The 18821-nt window shown below is 64.0% G+C and carries 19 protein-coding genes; 6 read left to right on the top strand and 13 right to left on the bottom strand.

The annotated features are described in order from the left end of the window. Positions 1 to 129 precede the first annotated feature (129 nt). Positions 130 to 2139, top strand: a complete 2010-nt coding sequence (locus tag ACV1FX_RS30420) for a tetratricopeptide repeat protein (RefSeq protein ID WP_473121237.1) — start codon at positions 130 to 132, stop codon at positions 2137 to 2139. A gap of 75 nt (positions 2140 to 2214) precedes the next feature. Here ACV1FX_RS30420 and ACV1FX_RS30425 read toward each other — a convergent pair whose 3' ends face one another. Both ACV1FX_RS30425 and gatB read right to left on the bottom strand, forming a co-directional pair. Beyond that, a complete protein-coding gene (locus ACV1FX_RS30425; protein WP_473121238.1) occupies positions 2215 to 2481 on the bottom strand; it encodes a hypothetical protein in 267 nt (88 codons plus the stop codon). Positions 2482 to 3945: 1464 nt separating this feature from the next. Continuing rightward, positions 3946 to 5430: an Asp-tRNA(Asn)/Glu-tRNA(Gln) amidotransferase subunit GatB gene (gatB, locus tag ACV1FX_RS30430; protein WP_473121239.1), complete on the bottom strand. Its 1485-nt coding sequence runs from the start codon at positions 5428 to 5430 to the stop codon at positions 3946 to 3948. 180 nt (positions 5431 to 5610) lie between these two features. Between gatB and ACV1FX_RS30435 the strand changes: the two genes are divergently transcribed. Continuing rightward, entirely contained in the window at positions 5611 to 7053 is a 1443-nt protein-coding gene (locus ACV1FX_RS30435; RefSeq protein WP_473121240.1) for an FkbM family methyltransferase, read from the top strand. Positions 7054 to 7081: 28 nt separating this feature from the next. Here the strand turns inward: ACV1FX_RS30435 and ACV1FX_RS30440 are convergent, their stop codons facing one another. From ACV1FX_RS30440 to ACV1FX_RS30465, 6 genes are all read right to left on the bottom strand, one after another. Next, a complete protein-coding gene (locus tag ACV1FX_RS30440; protein ID WP_473121241.1) occupies positions 7082 to 7372 on the bottom strand; it encodes a hypothetical protein in 291 nt (96 codons plus the stop codon). Next, entirely contained in the window at positions 7363 to 8838 is a 1476-nt protein-coding gene (gene gatA, locus ACV1FX_RS30445) for an Asp-tRNA(Asn)/Glu-tRNA(Gln) amidotransferase subunit GatA (protein ID WP_473121242.1), read from the bottom strand. Before gatA ends, ACV1FX_RS30440 begins: the two co-directional genes overlap by 10 nt. Continuing rightward, positions 8835 to 9047 carry a hypothetical protein gene (locus tag ACV1FX_RS30450; protein WP_473121243.1) on the bottom strand — a complete coding sequence of 71 codons (213 nt, stop codon included), beginning with the start codon at positions 9045 to 9047 and terminating at the stop codon, positions 8835 to 8837. The genes gatA and ACV1FX_RS30450 overlap by 4 nt, the downstream gene beginning before the upstream one ends. Positions 9048 to 9065: 18 nt before the next feature. Next, a complete protein-coding gene (gatC, locus tag ACV1FX_RS30455) occupies positions 9066 to 9353 on the bottom strand; it encodes an Asp-tRNA(Asn)/Glu-tRNA(Gln) amidotransferase subunit GatC (RefSeq protein ID WP_473121244.1) in 288 nt (95 codons plus the stop codon). Positions 9354 to 9545: 192 nt separating this feature from the next. After that, entirely contained in the window at positions 9546 to 10622 is a 1077-nt protein-coding gene (locus tag ACV1FX_RS30460; protein WP_473121245.1) for an NAD(P)H-dependent flavin oxidoreductase, read from the bottom strand. An 11-nt stretch (positions 10623 to 10633) separates the two neighbouring features. Next, the gene (locus tag ACV1FX_RS30465; RefSeq protein ID WP_473121246.1) at positions 10634 to 11647 is read right to left on the bottom strand and encodes an NAD(P)H-dependent flavin oxidoreductase; all 1014 of its coding nucleotides are present in this window, start codon (positions 11645 to 11647) and stop codon (positions 10634 to 10636) included. Between the two features lie 98 nt (positions 11648 to 11745). Here ACV1FX_RS30465 and ACV1FX_RS30470 point away from each other — a divergent pair, with 98 nt between their 5' ends. Continuing rightward, a complete protein-coding gene (locus ACV1FX_RS30470; protein WP_473121247.1) occupies positions 11746 to 12636 on the top strand; it encodes a LysR substrate-binding domain-containing protein in 891 nt (296 codons plus the stop codon). On the opposite strand, the gene ACV1FX_RS30475 is transcribed toward ACV1FX_RS30470, so the two are convergent. After that, positions 12623 to 12838: a hypothetical protein gene (locus ACV1FX_RS30475; RefSeq protein ID WP_027522959.1), complete on the bottom strand. Its 216-nt coding sequence runs from the start codon at positions 12836 to 12838 to the stop codon at positions 12623 to 12625. The two genes, ACV1FX_RS30470 and ACV1FX_RS30475, sit on opposite strands and share 14 nt — an antisense overlap. A 47-nt stretch (positions 12839 to 12885) precedes the next feature. Between ACV1FX_RS30475 and ruvX the strand changes: the two genes are divergently transcribed. Next, on the top strand, positions 12886 to 13377 hold the full coding sequence (gene ruvX, locus ACV1FX_RS30480; RefSeq protein WP_473121248.1) for a Holliday junction resolvase RuvX: 492 nt from the start codon (positions 12886 to 12888) through the stop codon (positions 13375 to 13377). Between the two features lie 3 nt (positions 13378 to 13380). Then, positions 13381 to 14310 carry an AEC family transporter gene (locus ACV1FX_RS30485; protein ID WP_473121249.1) on the top strand — a complete coding sequence of 310 codons (930 nt, stop codon included), beginning with the start codon at positions 13381 to 13383 and terminating at the stop codon, positions 14308 to 14310. On the opposite strand, the gene ACV1FX_RS30490 is transcribed toward ACV1FX_RS30485, so the two are convergent. Next, entirely contained in the window at positions 14307 to 14510 is a 204-nt protein-coding gene (locus tag ACV1FX_RS30490) for a CPBP family glutamic-type intramembrane protease (RefSeq protein WP_473121250.1), read from the bottom strand. The two genes, ACV1FX_RS30485 and ACV1FX_RS30490, sit on opposite strands and share 4 nt — an antisense overlap. Between ACV1FX_RS30490 and ACV1FX_RS30495 the strand changes: the two genes are divergently transcribed. Continuing rightward, complete coding sequence (locus ACV1FX_RS30495; protein WP_473121251.1) at positions 14490 to 15182, top strand: integrase core domain-containing protein; 693 nt, start codon at positions 14490 to 14492, stop codon at positions 15180 to 15182. The genes ACV1FX_RS30490 and ACV1FX_RS30495 overlap by 21 nt on opposite strands. Before the next feature lie 163 nt (positions 15183 to 15345). Here the strand turns inward: ACV1FX_RS30495 and ACV1FX_RS30500 are convergent, their stop codons facing one another. The 3 genes from ACV1FX_RS30500 to ACV1FX_RS30510 all read right to left on the bottom strand — a co-directional run bounded on the left by ACV1FX_RS30500 (position 15346) and on the right by ACV1FX_RS30510 (position 18622). Continuing rightward, positions 15346 to 16116, bottom strand: coding sequence for a lysostaphin resistance A-like protein (locus ACV1FX_RS30500; protein ID WP_473121252.1), 771 nt, complete (start codon positions 16114 to 16116; stop codon positions 15346 to 15348). 92 nt (positions 16117 to 16208) lie between these two features. Further along, entirely contained in the window at positions 16209 to 17852 is a 1644-nt protein-coding gene (locus ACV1FX_RS30505; RefSeq protein ID WP_473121253.1) for an acyl-CoA dehydrogenase family protein, read from the bottom strand. Between the two features lie 20 nt (positions 17853 to 17872). After that, a complete protein-coding gene (locus tag ACV1FX_RS30510) occupies positions 17873 to 18622 on the bottom strand; it encodes a M15 family metallopeptidase (RefSeq protein WP_473121254.1) in 750 nt (249 codons plus the stop codon). Positions 18623 to 18821 lie beyond the last annotated feature (199 nt).

An 18821-nucleotide genomic window follows, 5' to 3' on the forward strand; every position in this document is an offset into this window, starting at 1 on the left:
TCGCGTGCAAAATTTCGGCACGAGCGTGATAGTTTCGTGCCTTGAGGCGCGAATGGCGCGGCCGTTGTTCTCTGCCGCAAAGGCGACTAGAGTTTTTGCACCAGTTCGCCAAAGCACAGATCCAATCCCATGTCGCAGCAAAGCCGCAACAAGGGAGCATCGGTCCCCTCCTCACTCCGCCCGTCGGCCATTCTGGACCAGGCAATTGCGGCGCACCGTTCGGGCAAGCTGTCGGATGCGGAACGGGGTTACACGACCGTCCTGCGGGGAAGCAAAACGCATCCCGTCGCACTCCATATGCTGGGGCTGTTGCACGCCCAGCGCGGCAATTTCGCGGACGCCGAGCCGTTGCTCAAGAAGGCTGCTCGCGTCGACCCCGGCAATCCCGACGTTCTTTTCAACTATGCCAACGTGCTGCGCACATTGGACAAGACCGACGACGCGCTCGCCTGGCTTGCGAAGGTAGTTGCCCTGTCGCCGAACTTCGCCGATGCGCATCTCAATCGCGGAGCGATCCTGCTGGCACGGCAGGAGCTTCATGGCGCCATCGCGGAATTCGATCGCGCCATTGCGATCGCGCCATCGAGCGCAGCGTTCGCAAACCGGGGCAGCGCGCTCCGGCAGCTCGGTCAGCTTGACGAAGCGCATGACAGTTACCAAAGCGCTGTCGAGCTTGCACCGTCGAATCCACAGTACCATTTCGTCTTGTCTGAGGTCCTCACCCAAATGGGTCGACACGACGAAGCGATCGCAGCGCTCGAAAGAACGGTCGCACTAAACAAGGCCTTCCCATTCGCGTTGAGCAATCTCGTTGCTTCCAGGCGAAAGCGTGCCGACTGGCGCAGTTTCGAAGGTGAACAGGCCGCCCTGGACGAGGCCGTCGAATCCGGCGCGGTAATCGACCCCTTCACCTTCTTTCACACCTCGTCGTCTCCCGCACACCAATTGACCTGTGCGAAGAGCTATGTCGCCCACGTTGCCCCGGACCGAGGTGCCGCGATACCCAAAACGCCGTCACCGGTTTCCCGGCTGCGCGTCGCGTACCTGTCTGCCGATTTTCGCAATCACGCCGTTGCGCATTTGATGGCCGGACTTTTCGAGGAGCACGACCGCGAGCGCTTCGAGGTCAGCGCCATCTCCTACGGACCGGATGACCGCAGCGAGATGCGCGACCGCCTGAAGGCAGCATTCGAACACTTCGAAGACGTCAGCCATCTTGCCGACGAGGACGTGGTCAAGCTGATCCGCCGGCTCGACATCGAGGTCCTCGTCGATCTCGGAGGCTTTACAGCCGGCGCGCGGCCGAAAATCCTTGCGCACCGGGCGGCTCCCATCCAGGTCAACTATCTCGGCTTTCCCGGCACGATGGGCGCGTCCTACATCGACTACGTCATGGCCGACCGGATCGTCATCCCTGAAAGCGAACAGCAGCATTACGCCGAGAAGGTGATCTATCTCCCCGACACCTATCAGGCGACCGACGCGAGGCGGCCGATCCGGTCAAATGTACCGGCCCGGAGCGAGGTCGGACTGCCGGACAATGCATTCGTCTACTGCGCGTTCAACAGAACGTCCAAGATCACGCCCCCGCTGTTCGATGTCTGGATGAGGCTGCTGACCAAGACCTCCCGCAGCGTCCTTTGGCTGCTTGATGGGGACCCGATTGCCAGGGAGAACCTGCGACGCGAGGCCGTTGCGCGGGGCATCGCCGCCGAGAGGATCGTGTTCGCCCCACTCGTCCCTGCCGACGAACATTTGGCGCGCCATCAGCTCGCCGACCTGTTCCTGGACACACTACCCTATAACTCTCATACCGCAGCCAGCGACGCCCTTTGGGCCGGCCTGCCGGTCCTGACCTGCCTCGGCACCGCCTTTGCGGGACGTGTTGCCGCCAGCATCCTGAATGCCGTCGGCCTTCCCGAGCTGGTGACGCGATCGCTGGACGAATATGAGAATTTAGCGCTTCGGATCGCGCACGATTCCGAACTTCGAACCGCCCTCAAGACCAAGCTTGCGACGCAACGGTCCACTCGGCCTCTCTTCGACACTGCCCGCATGACGCGACACGTCGAAAAGGCCTTCGATGAAATGTGGCGCCGGCATCGCGCCGGCGAAGCGCCGGCCTCGTTTGCCGTCTAAATCTCATCATGGGGGCGCCTCGGCGCAATCGCGCCGATCGGCCAAGGTTCGATTCCCCGAGGCGAGGTGAACGGCTCAGTGCATGGTGACCCAGGCCCGCGCCTCGCGCTGCGCGGCCGCGATCTCGACATCCGACATCTGCGCCGCGAGTTCCTGGCGATGGGCAATCGCGTCCTTGCGACCCTTCAGCGCCGCCAGGTTGAACCATTTGTGCGCGGCAATGAGATCGACGAGGCCGGAGCGGCCGCTCGCCCAATACATGCCCCGCTCGAACAGCACGTCCGACAGCGCGCTCGCGTCGACCGGCGTCGCGGTCTCCAGATCGAAAGTCCCCTGAAACATGTCGCATCCCCTTTATTGTTGTGCCGCCTCGTTCCCCCGAGCGCGGCTCCCGTCCAAACTGTTCAACTCGTCCCCATGCCGTTCTTGCCGGCTTGTTGAGGGCGATCTTGGCGAGCAAATTTGAATGGCAGTTTAAGTATCGCGATGAAGGGGACGTAAACGAGGGGCCACGCAGGGCGGCCGCGAAAATGGAAAAAGTCTTCGACTCACAAGCACTTCGGCGATCCGTCAGATTTGGTTTACCGTTCGGATCTTCGGACGATGATAACCATCGCGAGTGGTGAGATAGGCACGATCGCAGCCGCACTCTGAGCTGTCATTCCCCGCGAAGACGGGGAATCTACCAGTACGCGGCGGCTTCTGCCTCTGCAATACCGGATCGTCCGGTCGAGCCGGGCTATGACGCCGGAGTGTGGCCGCAGCCATCGCGAGCCTGTTCGGCTACGCTGCCACGTCTCGTTTTCAAATCTTGGGGAATGAAAATGCCGGCGAGGATCCCGGCTACTCGAACGAGGGCGTCGGCGAACACGTCAGGACCAGATTTCATTTTGGCCGCGAGGCTACTCATGAAATTGCGGAGCCGATTAGGGCCAGCCGCACCGAACGAAGAAAACTCGTTTCTTCTGCCGGACCGGTCCTTGACGAGCTAGCTCGGCAAGGAAGGATGATCCGACCGTTGACCTGATGTCTCGCCGACACCCTCTATCGCCGATCAGAGCCCTGTTGACTGAGACCTGCCCTGCTGGAGGCAAACCAGATCGCAGAAGGCGCTGATGACGTGCCGGCCGTCAGAGAGGCCGGCGACTTCAGAAGCGAAGTTACTTCTTCTTCTTCGCGACCTTGCGGGTCTTCTTCGCAGTCTTCTTCACTGCGCTCTTCGCCTTCTTCGCCTTCTTCGCTTTCTTGGCCATGTTGCCCTCCGATGTGTGAGATGGCTTTAATCGCTGCGTGCATTCGGGGATCGAATGCACTTCATCCCGAATACACCAACACGGCGAAAAAAACATCTTCTCGCTTAAGGAAGTGTTGACGCAGCAAAGCGCGCAAGTACTCCGCGCTTCGTGCACGCGCTCGGCGAGTCGTTCGATCGTCTATGCAAAAAGTGCCCGCCGCATCGACGCCGTCGGAAGCATCGATTGCAAGAAAACCCTATGCTGCAAGCCCATTCCGCATTCGCGCGTTGCGCGCGATCGACGCGACGTCGCGCGTTGCGTCTTGTTCGAAGGTGCACGAAGTGCGTTTCGCGGACTCTGAGTCGCGAATTTTGGCAACGAAAATATTTTCATGCTTAACGGCGCGATCGCTCGCCGGAGCGTACTCGAAGCCGTCGTTTTGCGCGAATCGAAGACGGCGATTCGGTTGAGCCTGGACGGCGCGATCGAGGTGACGTTGATGTCGCCGCGTGCGCGCGACCGATGCGCAGAGGCAGATCGCGGTGACGGCACGCGCCGTCACCGCAACACGTTAGACGCCGAGCTTGGACTTGAGCAGGTCGTTGACGCTCTGCGGGTTGGCCTTGCCGCCGGACGCCTTCATCACCTGGCCGACGAACCAGCCGAGCGACTGCGGCTTGTCCTTGACCTGCGCGGCCTTGTCGGGATTGGCCGCGATGATGTCGTCGACCACCTTCTCGATCGCCGAGAGGTCGGTCACCTGCTTCATACCGCGGCCTTCGACGAGCGCGCGCGGATCGCCGCCCTCCTGCCAGACGATCTCGAACAGATCCTTGGCAATCTTGCCGCTGATCGTGCCCTCCCCGATCAGGTCGATGATCGCAGCGAGCTGGTCGGACGTCACGGGCGAGTCCGTAATGTCCCGGCCTTCCTTGTTGAGACGGCCGAACAGCTCGTTGATCACCCAGTTCGCCGCCATCTTGCCGTCGCGCGCGCGGTTACCGAGCCTGTCGAGCACGGTCTCGTAGAACACCGCGCTCTCGCGCTCGGCGACGAGGACACTTGCATCATAGGCCGACAGGCCAAAGTCGGCGACGAAGCGCGTCTTCTTCTGATCCGGCAGCTCGGGCAGCTCCGCCTTCAGCTCGTCCACGAAGCCTTGCGAGAACTCGAGCGGCAACAGATCGGGGTCGGGGAAGTAGCGGTAATCGTGCGCCTCTTCCTTCGATCGCATCGAGCGCGTCTCGCCCTTGTTGGGGTCGTAGAGCCGCGTCTCCTGGTCGATTTCGCCGCCGTCCTCGAGGATCTCGATCTGGCGCCGCGCTTCGTACTCGATCGCTTGCCCAATGAAGTTGATCGAGTTCATGTTCTTGATCTCGCAGCGGGTGCCGAGCGGCCCGCCGGGACGACGCACCGAAACGTTGACGTCGGCGCGCAGGCTTCCCTTCTCCATGTCGCCGTCGCAGGTGCCGAGATAGCGCAGGATCGAGCGCAGCTTGGTCACATAGGCTTTGGCCTGCTCGGCGTCGCGGATGTCCGGTTTTGACACGATCTCCATCAGCGCCACGCCGGAGCGATTGAGATCGACATAGGACATCGTCGGCGATTGGTCGTGCAGCAGCTTGCCGGCGTCCTGCTCGAGATGCAGCCGCTCGATGCCGACGGTGACGCTGCGGCCGCCGTCGAGCTCGACCAGCACCTCGCCCTCGCCGACGACCGGCGACTTGTACTGGCTGATCTGATAGCCCTGCGGCAGGTCGGGATAGAAATAGTTTTTCCGGTCGAACACCGAACGCAGATTGATCTTTGCGTTGAGACCGAGCCCGGTCCGGACAGCCTGCCTGACACACTGCTCGTTGATGACGGGCAGCATGCCCGGCATCGCCGCGTCGACCAGCGACACGTGCGTGTTCGGCTCGCCGCCAAAGGCGGTGGACGCGCCCGAGAACAGTTTTGAGTTCGACGTCACCTGGGCATGGATCTCCATGCCGATGACCATCTCCCAGTCGCCGGTAGAACCCTTCAGAAGCTTATGAGATGTCGCGGCAGCGGTCATGGCGGAAGTGTCGCTTCGTGATTGTGGAAAAAGTCGCACGCGGCCACGGATCGAGGCCCGGCAGGTGACAAATAAGCCGAGGCCGGGTGCGATGCAACCTGGGCCGGCCCGGCAGGATTTGGCGTGAAACCGCAGGGCATCCGTGCCAAGAAGGCCGCGCAGTGAACGGATGGGTGAAGCATGGATCAATTGTCGCTTCGCATGGCCGACGGGACGCATATCGTCGTGCCGGCGTCGCTGGAGGCGATCACGACCTATGTCATTCTCGAGCAGGAGCAATGGTTCGAGAAGGAGGCGGCGTTTCTTGCAAGCTGGCTGAAGCCGGGAATGACCGCGCTCGACATCGGTGCCAATCTGGGCGTTTACAGCCTGCCAATCGCGCGGCTGGTGGGCCCGAACGGTCGGGTCTTCGCCTATGAACCTGCCAGCGAGCCGCGGGGTCTGCTGGCGCTCAGCAAGGCGAAGAACGAGGCCACCAACCTGCAGCTCGTCGATGCAGCTCTCTCCGACAGCGTCCGCGAGGGCCGCCTGGTGCTCGGCGCATCAAGCGAGCTCAATTCGCTCAGCGGCGACGGGCCCAGCGAGATCATCCAGATCACGACGCTTGACCAGGAACAGAGGTCGAGGAACTGGGGCCCGGTCGATTTCATCAAGATCGACGCCGAAGGTGAGGAAGAGCGGATCCTGGCCGGCGCGCCAGATTTCTTCACCCAACAGTCGCCGCTCATCATGTTCGAGGTGAAGGCCGGCAAGGTGCAGAACGACGCATTGCCGGCCGCCTTCACGAGGCTCGGCTTCGGCATTTACCGTCTGCTCGGCGGCGCTCCGCTGCTCGTCCCTGTCGGGAAAGACGAGGCGCTCGATACGTACGAGCTGAATCTGTTCGCGGCCAAACCCGACCGCGCCGCCGCGCTGGCGCGGGATGGCTTTCTGATCGAAGCCGCTCCGCAGTGGAAGCTCGGCGATGCCGCGCGCAGCAAGGCACTAGCCTTGTTCGCGGCACAGCCCTTCGCCGCGATCTTCAAGGCGCTGCCGGGCGGCGCGGTCGCGGAAGACAAGGTCTATCGCGATGCGCTCGCGTGCTACGCGCTATGGCGATCGCAGGATTTCGCCTGGCCGACCCGCTACGCCGCGCTCACGCATGCCTTTGCCACGCTGGAGCCATTGTGCCGCACCCAGGCCTCACTGCCGCGCCTGTCGACGCTCGCCCGCATCGCGCTCGATCTCGGTCACCGCACTATTGCCGTTGGCACGCTGCGGTTCGCCGCCGATATCCTCAAGGGCGGCAAGGGCCGGATCGCCGAACCGTTTTGGCCGGCGCATCCACGGTTCGATCAAGTCGCCCCGGGCTCCGATCCCGTCGGGTGGTTCGTGGCCGCCGCGCTGGAGCAACTCGAACTGACGGCAGCTTTCTCCTCGTGCTTTGCCCCCTCCGGGGTCGATCTCGACTTTCTGGCAAAGCATCCGCTCGCATGCACGGAGATCGAACGCCGGCGCACTCTCCAGCGCGCTCTCGCCGGCGGCACGATCGAGGTGCCCGCGCGTCTGCTTTCGGCCGCAGCCGACCATGTCAACGCCGAGGCCTGGCGCTCCGGCGCGGTGCCGAACACCGTGGTGCGGTGAGCCCGTCGGATCGCAGGCGCTCTCCCGCTCAGACCAGCGCCTGAGCGATCCGCTCCCATTCCGCCTGCAATGAATCCTTGGCCGCTGGTTGACCGGCGCGGCGATACCAGTAGCCTGCATTGCCGAGATCGCCTTCGACGCGATGCAGATAGGCGTGGACCCAGGCCGCCTCGCGGCTGTCGTCGTCCTGCACGATTGTGTGCGCCTTGTCCCAATCACCCTTGGCGGCCCACCAGAGGCCGGCGAGTGGCGCGCTAAGTTCGGGCGCCGGCGCTGCGCCCTCGAGGCTGGCTATGAACGCCGCGACATTCACCACCACCTCTCGGGCGTGAAGCGGCCGGCGGCCTGCTCGATCACCTCGCCGAGCGAGAACAGCGTCTCCTCGTCGAAGGGACGGCCGATCAGTTGCAGGCCCAGCGGCAGGCCCTGCGCGTCCTTGCCGGCGGGCACGGCGATGCCGGGCAGACCCGCCATGTTCACGGTCACCGTGAAGATGTCGTTGAGATACATCTCGACCGGATCGGCGCCGCCCTTCTCGCCAATGCCGAACGCAGCCGACGGCGTCGCCGGCGTGAGGATCGCGTCGACGCCCTTGGCGAAGCAATCCTCGAAATCCTTCTTGATCAGCGTGCGCACTTTTTGCGCGCGCAGGTAATAGGCGTCGTAATAGCCGGCCGAGAGCACGTAGGTGCCGATCATGACGCGGCGCTTCACCTCGGCGCCAAAGCCTTCGGCGCGGGTGTTCTCGTACATCTCGATGATATTGCGTCCCTGCTCGCGCAGGCCGTAGCGCACGCCGTCATAACGCGCGAGGTTGGACGAAGCTTCCGCCGGCGCCACGATGTAGTAGGCCGGCAGCGCATATTTGGTGTGCGGCAGCGACACTTCGACGAGCTCGGCGCCGGCCGCTTTCAGCCAGGCCGCGCCCGCTTCCCAAAGCTTTTCGATCTCGGCCGGCATGCCGTCGAGGCGATACTCCTTTGGGATGCCGATCTTCATGCCCTTCACGGACTTGCCGATGGCGGCCTCATAGTCCGGCACAGCGATGTCGACGGACGTCGTGTCCTTCGCATCGTGACCGGCCATCGAGCGCAGCAGCATCGCGCAATCGCGCACGCTACGCGCGATCGGACCCGCCTGGTCGAGCGAGGACGCAAAGGCGACGATGCCCCAGCGCGAGCAGCGGCCATAGGTCGGCTTGATGCCGACGGTCGCCGTGAAGGCTGCCGGCTGGCGGATCGAGCCGCCGGTATCGGTCGCGGTCGCGCCCATGCAGAGCAGCGCGGCGACGGCCGAAGCCGAGCCGCCGGACGAGCCGCCCGGCACCAGCGTCGTGTTGGAGCCTTCGCGCCGCCAGGGATTGCCGACGGGACCGAAGCAGGACGTCTCGTTCGACGAGCCCATCGCGAACTCGTCATTGTTGAGCTTGCCGAGCATCACCGCACCGTCGCGCCAGAGCTGCGAGGTGATGGTCGATTCGTAGGTCGGCACGAAATTGCCGAGGATCTTCGAGCAGGCCGTGGTGCGCACGCCCTTGGTCGCAAAAAGGTCCTTGATGCCGAGCGGAATGCCGGCGAGCGGGCCGGCATCGCCCTTGGCGATCTTGCCGTCAGCTTCGCGCGCCATGGCACGCGCCTGGTCGGGCGTTTCCAGGACGAAGGCGTTGAGCGCGCGTGCAGCTTCCATCGCGCTCAGATGCGCGTCGGTCAGCTCAAGCGACGTGAATGTCTTGTCGGCGAGACCCTTGCGGGCCTCGGCGAGCGTCAGCGATGTCAAATCGGTCATTTATTGATCGGGCTGCAGAAGAATGGAGACAGGGTCTTGTCGTTGGCCGGGTCGTCCTTTTTGGCAGCCGCTTTCGCGGCGGCCTCGATCTCGTCGAGCACGGCATTGACGGCGACATTGGGATCGGCAGCCTTGCCCTGCCGCTCCATCGCGTCGAGATAGTTCATGTAGGCTTGATAGGCCTTCTCATCGTCGCAAAGCATGCACATCGGACCACGTCCTAAAAGTTACTCGACGACCTTCGGCACCAGGAAGAAGTGCCCCTCGGTCGCCGGCGCATTGCCAACGACATCGTCGGCGATCTCGCCGTCATTGACCACATCCTGGCGCTTCTTCATCTCCATCGGCGTCACCGAGGTCATGGGATCGACGCCCTCGACATTGACCTCCGAGAGCTGCTCGACGAAGGCAAGCATGGCGTTGAGCTCGCCCTGGAGATGCGGAACCTCGTCGTCGGAAACCGCAATACGCGCCAGATGCGCGATGCGGCGGACGGTAGCAGCGTCAACGGACATTATATAAGGCCTCGAACGGCAGAGATCAGGTCTGCCGTATAGCAGAGGCCGGTTTTGCGCCGCAACCGGCGCTAGGCGCATGATCCGGACCAGAAGGGCCGCATTAGCGCAAAGTGCGCAGCGGTTTTCCGAAAGATCATGCGCAAACAATAGCCTAAAGCGCGATGACGATCTTCCTGGATCTCATCGCGCCTAGCCGGCCAGCGCTTTCAGGCGGGCCTGCGCGGATTTGGCCAGCTCCCGGGTCAATTCGGCCGCGGGCATCTCGCGGCCCATGCCGATGGCCTGGCCTGCCCAGAGATTGGTGAAATCCACCCTACCCTGCTTTTCGGCCGCCGCCTTCAGCGGCCCCAGCGCTGTCGCGGCATGGGGAAAGGCCGGTGCATCCGGCGAGATCGGGCCGGCTTCGCGCATCAGGCGGTTCTGCACGCCGCGTGCGGGCCGGCCGGTCATCACGTTGGTGATGACGGTGGAATCGTCCCGCGCCTCCGCCAGCGCCTTGCGGCCGCCGGCGCTGACCTTGGACTCCGGACAGCGCAAATAGGCACTGCCGATCTGGACGCCGGCTGCACCGAGCGCGAAGGCTGCCGCGATACCTCGCCCGTCGGCAATGCCGCCGCAAGCGATTACCGGTACCTTCACCGCATCGACGACCTGCGGCACCAGCGCGAAGGTGCCGGGCTGCTCCGAGATATTCTCGGTCAGGAACATGCCGCGATGGCCGCCCGCCTCGGCGCCCTGAGCGATCACGGCATCGACCCCGTGCTGCTCGAGCCAGACCGCTTCCTTCACCGTGGTGGCCGACGAGATGACGAGGCAGCCGGCCGCCTTGACGCGCCTCAGCAGCCCTTCTGCCGGCAGGCCGAAATGGAAGCTGACGACTTCCGGCTTCAGCTCCTCGACGACCTCGCAGAACGCCGCATCGAATGGCGCGCGGTTGGCGGCGCTGATCGGCGCCGCCGGATCAAGACCATGCTCCCTGTAATAGTCAGCCAGCCGCTGCTTCCAGCGCGCTTCGGACTCGGCGGTGAGCTCGAGAGGTTTGTGGCAGAAGAAGTTCATATTCACGGGCGCTGCGACATGCTGGCGAATGAGATTGACCTGCTCGCGCGCCTTCTCCGCCGACAGCATCGCACACGGCAGCGAGCCGAGCGCACCGCCTTGCGCCGCCGCGATCACGAGCTCCGCGTCCATCACGCCGGCCATCGGCGCCAGCACGATCGGGAATTCGGTCTTGAAGAGGTCGATCAGTCGACGGTTCGGCCACATGGTTGGTCTCGCTAGTTGGCTCGCTGCAAACCTTCGCCCCTTGTGGGAGAAGGAAAAGAAGCACCTGAGTTGCGCCGGCCGGCGAGCAACTGCTCCGCCTCCGTCGCGATTCGCTCGACGATCTCGGCGGCCGGCGGAATATCATGGATCAGGCCGACAGCCTCGCCGGCAAAGACCGCCGCGACCTCGAAATTACCGGCGGTCTTCGCCGCAGCATACTCCACGGCAATCTCGCCGGCGCGCTGCATGAGCTCGATCTCGCGGCCGGTCCAGCGCCTGATGTGATCGTTGAGCAGTGTGCGCGCGGTGAACGGGGCCGGCCAGAACAGGCTGCGTGACCAGTCCACGATGACACCGCGCACGGTGTCGTTACCATTCGCCGCGCAGATGCGTTGCTTCGCCTCCTCTGCGCCATCGGCCTCGATGCTCGCATAGAGGCGCGTCCCGATCAGCACGCCGGTTGCGCCCAGCATCAACATCGCAGCCAGGCCGCGCCCGTCCGCGATGCCGCCGGCAGCAACGACCGGCACGCGCCCGGCTGCAAGATCGACGATCGCCGGCACGATATCCACGGTGGTGCGCGACGCGCCGTGGCCACCGGCCTCAGTGCCCTGCGCGATCAGGATGTCCGCACCGGCGTCCAGCGCCTGCTTCGCCATGTCCTCGCTCTGCACCTGGCAGATCAACCGGGTGTTACGCGCCTTGATGCGCGGCGCGAACGGCGCGGGATCGCCGAACGACAGCATGACGGCCTGCGGACCTGCATCGAGCGCGATGTCGAGAAGCTCGGGCTGCCTTGCGAGGCTCCATGTGATGAAGCCGATGCCGAACGGCGCAAAGCCGCTCAGCTTTTTGGTCTCAGCCTCGAGCCGAGCCCGGTCACCGTATCCGCCGCCAAGAATGCCGAAGCCACCGGCGCCGCTGACAGCGCGGGTCAGCCGGCTGCCGGAAATCGTGTCCATCGGCGCCGACAGAATCGGATGCCTGATCCCGAGGAGCTGGGTCAGCGGTGTGACGATCGGCAATGGCGCCTCCGAAGCTGGACAGCAAGGTTAGACCGGAATAGCATTCTCGAAAATTGAATTCTTTTGAATGCTGCCATCTCAGAAACGAAACGAAGGCGATGGAACTCAGCGATATCAGGACGTTTGCCGCGGTCGCCCGCACCGGCGGCATCACGCGCGCCGCAGAAGAACTCAACACCGTGCAGTCGAACGTCACCCAGCGGATTAAGGCGCTGGAGGCCGAGATCGGCACGCCGCTGTTCGAGCGCCACAGCCGGGGCATGACGCTGACCGGCGCGGGAAAACGGCTTTTGCCTTACGCGCAACGGATGGCCGCGCTCTCGCGCGAGGCCGTGCTTGCCGCCCGCGACGATGGCGAGCCCAAGGGGCCGCTCGCGATCGGCTCGATGGAAACGACCGCCGCCGTGCGCCTGCCGCCTCTGCTTGCCGATTTCCATCGCCGTTTCCCCGCCGTGCGACTGAGCCTGCGCACCGCAACCACAGCCGATCTCGTCGCTGCCGTGCTCGATGGCGCGCTCGACGGCGCCTTCGTCGCTGGCCCGATCGAACATGCCGAGTTCACCGCAGTCAGCGTATTCCGCGAGGAGCTGGTGCTGGTCAGCGCGCGCCGCTGGGCGTCGCTGCAGGAGCTGCGTGCCGGCACGCCGGAGTCCGGCCCGACGGCGCTGGTGTTCCGCACCGGCTGCACCTATCGCCAAAAGCTCGAGCAGATCTTCGTCGAGTTCGGCTGGCCGTCGGCCGCGCGCTTCGAGCTCGGCACTCTCGACGGCATGATCGGCTGCGTCGCCGCCGACATGGGCGTGACGCTATTGCCTCGCGCCGTTGTCGAACGCAGCGCGATGATTGGCAATGTGGCGATCCACACGCTCAGCCCGGCGTCCGCGCGCGTCGAGACGCTGTTCATCCAGCGCCGCGCCGGCCATCAATACAGCGCACTTCAGGGTTTTGCGTCCTGCCTGAACAGGGATGACGAGGTCATCGCGGCCTGAGCGACCAACGCCGCAGCGCCACGATCGCCCAGATCGCTTCCACGACGCCAAACGGCCAGGCGCCTTGCAGGAAGCCGTAGGCCGAGCCGAGCGCGCAGGAGGCGGCGAACAGCAGCACGAACCAGTGGCTGCGATCCTCCAAAGCATAACAGACCAGCATCGCGGTCACGGCGAACAGGCCGAATAAGGTCAGCGCATCCATTGTCCAGGGTTCACTCCGCAGCGCTTCGCATGGTATGCGCTAACGCCATGCCGGCTCCTATCCTACCCCTGGTCGATGCTGCAACCCACTGGCCCGTGCGCGGTGCGCTGATCGGGCTCGATCTCGGCACCAAGACGATCGGCGTTGCCGTCTCCGATCCGGACCGGCGGCTCGCGACCGGCGTCGAGACCATCCACCGCAAGGCGTTCAAGCAGGATGCGGCCAGGCTTCTCGCCATCGCTGCCGAGCGGAAGGCGGTCGGCTTCGTGCTCGGCCTGCCCATCAACATGGACGGCAGCGAGGGCCCGCGTGCACAATCGACCCGTGCCTTCGCCCGCAATCTCGCCGGCCTCACCGCACTGCCGATCGGCCTGTGGGACGAACGTCTCTCGACGTCGGCGGTGGAGCGCGAGCTGATCGGCATGGACGTCAGCCGCGCCAAGCGCGCCGAGGTGATCGACGAGCACGCCGCGATATTCATCCTGCAGGGCGCGCTCGATCGTCTGGCCAATCTACGCGCGGCACCCGGAACGGACTGACCCATGGCGGTGGTGATTGCTGCACTGCTGCCGGTCTTCATTCTCATCGTGCTCGGCGTAGTGCTGAAGCACAGCCTGATGCGGCTCGACACCCAATGGCACGGGCTGGAGCGGCTGACCTATTACGTGCTGTTTCCGATGCTGCTGATCCAGACGCTGGTGAAGGCCGACCTCGACAAGGTACCGGTCGCAGGCGTCGGCGGCGCACTGCTCTTGTCCTCACTTGCGATGTCACTGTTGTGCCTGGCGCTGCGCCCGGCCCTGGCGCGGCTCGACATCGACGGGCCCGCCTTCACCTCGATCTTCCAGGGCGCGACCCGCTGGCAGACCTATGTCGCGCTGTCGGTCTCCGCCAATCTGTTCGGCGATGTCGGCCTTGCGCTGGCCTCAGTCGCGATGGTCGCGATCATTCCGCTGGTCAACGTGTTCAGCGTCGCGGTCCTCGCGCACTACGCATCGCCGGAGAAACGATCCGTCGGCGCCATCGTCATGACCGTGGCAAGCAACCCGCTGATCTGGGCCTGCGCGATTGGCCTCTTCGTTAACGTCCTGCACCTGCCGCTGCCAAGGATCTGGCACGAGGTGGCGGATGCGTTGAGCCGCTCCTCCCTCGCCATCGGCCTGCTCGTCACCGGCGCAGGCCTGCATCTGAACGGCCTGCTTCGCCCCAGCGTGGCCGCCGCCATCGGCGTCACCTTCAAGCTCGTGCTGATGCCCGTGATCGCGCTTCTGCTGGCCCTGTGGTTTGGGCTGACCGGGACGAGCCTTGCGATCATCGCTGTCTGCGCGGCGGTGCCGACCTCGCCGAGCGCCTATGTGCTGGCCCGCCAGACGGGCGGCGATGCGCCGCTGCTCGCCCAGATCATCACGTTGCAGACGATTTTAGCGGCAGTGACGATGCCGTTGGCGATCGCATTGGTGGCAGCGCGCTAGACGTAGCGCCCCATCGTAAAGAAGATAACGATATTGATAGTTGAATGAGCCATCACGGTCAGCCAAGTTGAGTCACTTCTCCAGCGAATATAGCCGAGAGCAAGTCCAGAAAAGAAGATATCTATCTGCCCGAGCCGGAAGGCATTGAGGCAGAGATCGTCGCCTGCCGGAAGCGCGGCATGAATCGATATGAGGTCCACGCCGCCTTGCGTGAACGGCGAGATACGGTACCGTCGCCCTCGACCATCTACCGGGTCTTCAAACGCAATCAGCTGAACCGCCGCACCCCGGCGATGCGCGAGGAGAAACGTCGCATTATCAAGGACAAGATCGGCGAACTCGGCCATGTCGACCTGCACCAGCTGTCCCGCGACATGTTCCTGGCGCCACCATCAAGCCCTGCCTTCATTGTCAGCCTGGTCGATAGCTGCTCGCGCCTGGCCTGGGCCGAGGTGCTGACCTCGAAGAAGGCGCTGCCGGTCATGTTCAAGACGCTGAAAATGATCAACACCCTCAACGTCACCTATGGGGTCCAGTTCGCCGAGATCCTGTCCGACAATGGCGCGGAGTTCGCCTCCCGCAACTCCCCTGAAGAGCACCCCTTCGAGGCCATGCTGATCGAGCTCGGCATCAAGCATCGCTACACCAGGCCCTACCGGCCTCAAACCAACGGCAAGGTTGAACGCTTCTGGCGAACGCTCGACGACGACGTCATCGAAGGCGCAACCTTCGACAACCTCGAGCACTTCGCCAACGAGCTGTTCGAGTATGTGATCTACTACAATAACTTCAGGCCTCATCAGGCCCTCGGCGGCAAGACACCAAAGGAATTTGCCGAGGTCCAGACCCAGACCATTCGATCAGCGAATTAATGAACTTGCACAATTGCGAGCGCAGCGAAGCAATCCAGACCGTCGCCGCGGGGGGATTCTGGATTGCTTCGCTCCGCTCGCAATGACGGTTTCCGTGGCTGCAACTCAAGGCTAAACGTCTGCTTGGCGCTCGTTCATTTCGCGCGAGGCTAGAGCCGCCCACCTACCCCCCCAGCCACATCGTTAGCACCACTGCGGTCAGGTTGTTCAGCGCGTGGAGCACGATTGTGAGCCACAGCGAGTTGCCGCGGTAGCGCATGTAGCCGAACCACAATCCGATCGAGAACACCTCGGCAAGGAAGTACATGTCGTACTGCAGATGCACGGCGGTCCAGACCAGCGACGACAGGATGATCGCGCCGGGCACGCGCAGAAAACTTTCCGACCAGCCGCGGAAGAGGAAGCCCCGCGCGATCACCTCTTCGGACATCGGCGCGGCGATACTGAAGGAGAGCACGAGCAACGTCGCTGCCCCCTTGTCGCGACCCGACTTCAAGAGATCGGTCATGAAGCCCGGCGTCGCCTCGCGGCCCAGCGCGCGCGACATCGTCTCCCAGATCACCACGATCAGGATGAGACCGACGACCCCAAGCAAGATCTGCAACCAGGACGGCCATCGCAGCGCGAGATAGTCGGCGAAGGAAGCGCGCTTCAGGCGAATGGCAAGCCACACCGCCGCCAGCGTGGTCGGCAGGCCCGCGATCACAGATAGCGCCAGCGCCTGCGGATCGCGGCCGACGGACTCGAGGGACGCCATATTGATCGGGCCACCGCGATGCGCGACGAGATAGACGATCGTGCCGATCTGGCCGACGAACATCGCGGCGAACACGAACAGGCCCCACAGCGCAGTGCCCCAGAATTTCCAGACGCGCGGCGCCCCGTCGTCGGGTGTCACGATGAGCGGCGGATGGTCGGGATTGAGAGTATCCATCAAGAGGCTTTCGTTGGATAATCGCTGTCATTCCGGGGCGATGCGCAGCATCGAACCCGGAATGACGGAGCGAGTGATCGACACAAAAGATTTCACGGCAACGCTCGCTCCAGCAGCGCTCGCACGTCGGCACTCTCCAGCTCCACGGCACCATACATGCTGGCGTGGTTGGCAGTCAGGCGCGTGGCGGCGAACAATTCGGCGCTCCGCGGTGACACGATGTTGAGCGCAGCGGCGGCCGCCAGCAGAGCCAGCTTCTCCACAGCAAGCCGCGCGAAGCACTCGCCGTCGGCACGGCGAAACGCGTTGCCGATGAAGCTTACCGCCTCGCCGGCGCCAGGCAGCCCCTTGGTCTCCGCAGCCAGGTCCTCCAGCACGGCCATTGCGGCTTCGGGCTCGCGCGCGAGGGCGCGGAGAACGTCGAGGCACATCACGTTGCCAGAACCTTCCCAGATCGCGTTCACCGGCGCCTCCCGATAGTGGCGCGCCAGAATGCCGTCTTCGACATAACCATTGCCGCCGAGGCACTCCATGGCCTCATACAGGAACGCCGGCGCGCTCTTGCAAACCCAGTATTTGATCGCGGGCGTCAGCAGCCGCATGTAGGCGGCCTCGCCCCCATCACGCGGCGTGCGGTCGAAGGCGCGGCAGAGCCGCATCACCAGCGCGACCGTTGCCTCGACATGCAATGCCATGTCCGACAGCACCGCCTGCATCAGCGGCTGATCGGCGAGATGTTTCTGGAATACGCTGCGGTGACGCGCGTGATGCAGCGCATGGGCGAGCCCCGAACGCATCAGTCCACCAGAGGCGATCGCACAATCCTGCCGCGTGAGCTGCACCATCTGGATGATGGTACGGATGCCCTTGCCCTCCTCGCCGACGGCTTCCGCATAGGCGCCGACGAACTCGACCTCCGAGGAGGCATTGGAGCGATTGCCGAGCTTGTCCTTCAGCCGCTGGAACTGTATCGCGTTCACCGACCCATCCGGCGCAAAGCGCGGCATGAAGAAACAGGTCAACCCGTCCTCGGCCTGCGCCAGCACGAGGAAGGCGTCGCACATCGGCGCCGACATGAACCATTTATGGCCGGTGACGCGGTAGGCGTTCCCGTCGCGCATCGCGCGCGTCATGTTGGAGCGTACGTCGGTGCCGCCCTGCTTCTCGGTCATGCCCATGCCGAGTGTCATGCCGCGCTTTTCCCACCACGGCGCGAAGCTCGGGTCGTAGCTCTTCGTCGACAGCACCGGCATCACGCGCGCGAGCAAATCAGGCTGCATCGCCAGCGCCGCGACGGAGGCGCGCGTCATGGTGATTGGACAGAGATGTCCGGTCTCGACTTGCGATGCGATGTAGAATTTGGCCGCCCGAACGACCTCGGCCGCATCGCCCGCGGGCCGTCCATCCGCAGCCCAGGTGGAGTTGTGCAAGCCGGCATGCGCGCTGTGCGCCATCAGCTCATGATAGGCGGGATGAAACTCGACCTGATCGCGGCGGTTGCCCCTGGCATCAAAGGTGCGGAGTTTGGGCGTGTTCTCGTTGGCGAGGCGCCCACGCTCGGCCATCGCCGCCGAGCCCCAGTGCCGGCCGAACGTGGACAACTCGTGCTCCGCAGCACCCCCGCCATTGGCCTTCACCGCATCGACCAGCGGCCGGTCAGCGGCAAACAGGTCGATGTCCTCGAACGGCGGCGACTGATTGAAAACCTCGTGGGTCGCGAAGTTCGGCTGGGTCATGGCATGTCCTCAGGCCGGAATCAGTTCCGCCGCGGCTGGATCGGGAAATCATAGGCTGCCCCGCCCGCCCCCGGCAGGGAAAAATGCCACCACTCCTTCGAATAGTTCACAAAGCCTTGCCGGGCCATCGCAGCCACCAGCCTCTTGCGCCAGGCGCGCTGATCGGCCGTGATCATTGGAGCGGCGGTGTGGCCTTTCGCGTCCGTACAATCATAGCCGGTGCCCATGTCGACGCTGCCTTCGGGCGGGCGGGCCTCAACCGGCGCCGTGCAGTCGGCATAGGTCTTCGCGGGATCGTATTTGACGGAGTTATCGGCCTTGAGATCGACCAGCGTCAGATCAAGCGCAGCACCAGTGGAATGTTGCGAGCGGCTTGCGATGTAGCCGAGCCGAAACAGCTCCGTCTTGGGAATCCTGGGGTTGTAGCGCCGCTCGGCCGCCGGCTCGCGGCCGTTCTGCGCCCACGCCACCATATCAAGCGACGCGCGCACCGGCCGGTAGCAATCGAACATCTTCAGCGAGAGATTTTGGCCGGCGAGCTCCTGCTGGATCGCCTTTAGCCGCAGCCCCACCTCGCGCTTCACCACGCATTCGCCGGCGCCGTAGCCGCTCAGCCGATGGCCGGTGAAGTTGTTGGAGGTCGCGTAGCGGATGTCCTGGATGATGGTGGGATCAATGTCCCGCAGATATACGAAGCCACCGGGGAGCGATTGGGCGTGGGCTTCGCTGATAATCGCTAACGCCACGAACACTGTCAGGATCGTCTTCAACGGAAGCCCCCCACATCGTCATCGCCGGGCTTGTCCCGGCAATCCACGATCTTCTATCGCATTTGACGCAAAAGGACGTGGATGCCCGGGACAAGCCCCGGCATGACGGAGAAAGTTGCACCGCCTCAGCCTGGGAAACAGCACCGCAGACAGATCAGGGGATAACTCACTTCCCTACCTTTGCCCCTTGCCCCCCCAC

It is taken from the genome of Bradyrhizobium ingae (assembly GCF_055791185.1).

What these genes read in the sequence shown, in the direction of transcription:
- ACV1FX_RS30420 (WP_473121237.1), top strand. Translation starts at nt 130, where the DNA reads ATGTCGCAGCAAAGCCGCAACAAGGGAGCATCGGTCCCCTCCTCACTC.
- ACV1FX_RS30425 (WP_473121238.1), bottom strand. Translation starts at nt 2,481, where the DNA reads ATGTTTCAGGGGACTTTCGATCTGGAGACCGCGACGCCGGTCGACGCG.
- gatB (WP_473121239.1), bottom strand. Translation starts at nt 5,430, where the DNA reads ATGACCGCTGCCGCGACATCTCATAAGCTTCTGAAGGGTTCTACCGGC.
- ACV1FX_RS30435 (WP_473121240.1), top strand. Translation starts at nt 5,611, where the DNA reads ATGGATCAATTGTCGCTTCGCATGGCCGACGGGACGCATATCGTCGTG.
- gatA (WP_473121242.1), bottom strand. Translation starts at nt 8,838, where the DNA reads ATGACCGATTTGACATCGCTGACGCTCGCCGAGGCCCGCAAGGGTCTC.
- ACV1FX_RS30450 (WP_473121243.1), bottom strand. Translation starts at nt 9,047, where the DNA reads ATGTGCATGCTTTGCGACGATGAGAAGGCCTATCAAGCCTACATGAAC.
- gatC (WP_473121244.1), bottom strand. Translation starts at nt 9,353, where the DNA reads ATGTCCGTTGACGCTGCTACCGTCCGCCGCATCGCGCATCTGGCGCGT.
- ACV1FX_RS30460 (WP_473121245.1), bottom strand. Translation starts at nt 10,622, where the DNA reads ATGTGGCCGAACCGTCGACTGATCGACCTCTTCAAGACCGAATTCCCG.
- ACV1FX_RS30470 (WP_473121247.1), top strand. Translation starts at nt 11,746, where the DNA reads ATGGAACTCAGCGATATCAGGACGTTTGCCGCGGTCGCCCGCACCGGC.
- ACV1FX_RS30475 (WP_027522959.1), bottom strand. Translation starts at nt 12,838, where the DNA reads ATGGATGCGCTGACCTTATTCGGCCTGTTCGCCGTGACCGCGATGCTG.
- ruvX (WP_473121248.1), top strand. Translation starts at nt 12,886, where the DNA reads ATGCCGGCTCCTATCCTACCCCTGGTCGATGCTGCAACCCACTGGCCC.
- ACV1FX_RS30485 (WP_473121249.1), top strand. Translation starts at nt 13,381, where the DNA reads ATGGCGGTGGTGATTGCTGCACTGCTGCCGGTCTTCATTCTCATCGTG.
- ACV1FX_RS30495 (WP_473121251.1), top strand. Translation starts at nt 14,490, where the DNA reads ATGAATCGATATGAGGTCCACGCCGCCTTGCGTGAACGGCGAGATACG.
- ACV1FX_RS30500 (WP_473121252.1), bottom strand. Translation starts at nt 16,116, where the DNA reads ATGGATACTCTCAATCCCGACCATCCGCCGCTCATCGTGACACCCGAC.
- ACV1FX_RS30505 (WP_473121253.1), bottom strand. Translation starts at nt 17,852, where the DNA reads ATGACCCAGCCGAACTTCGCGACCCACGAGGTTTTCAATCAGTCGCCG.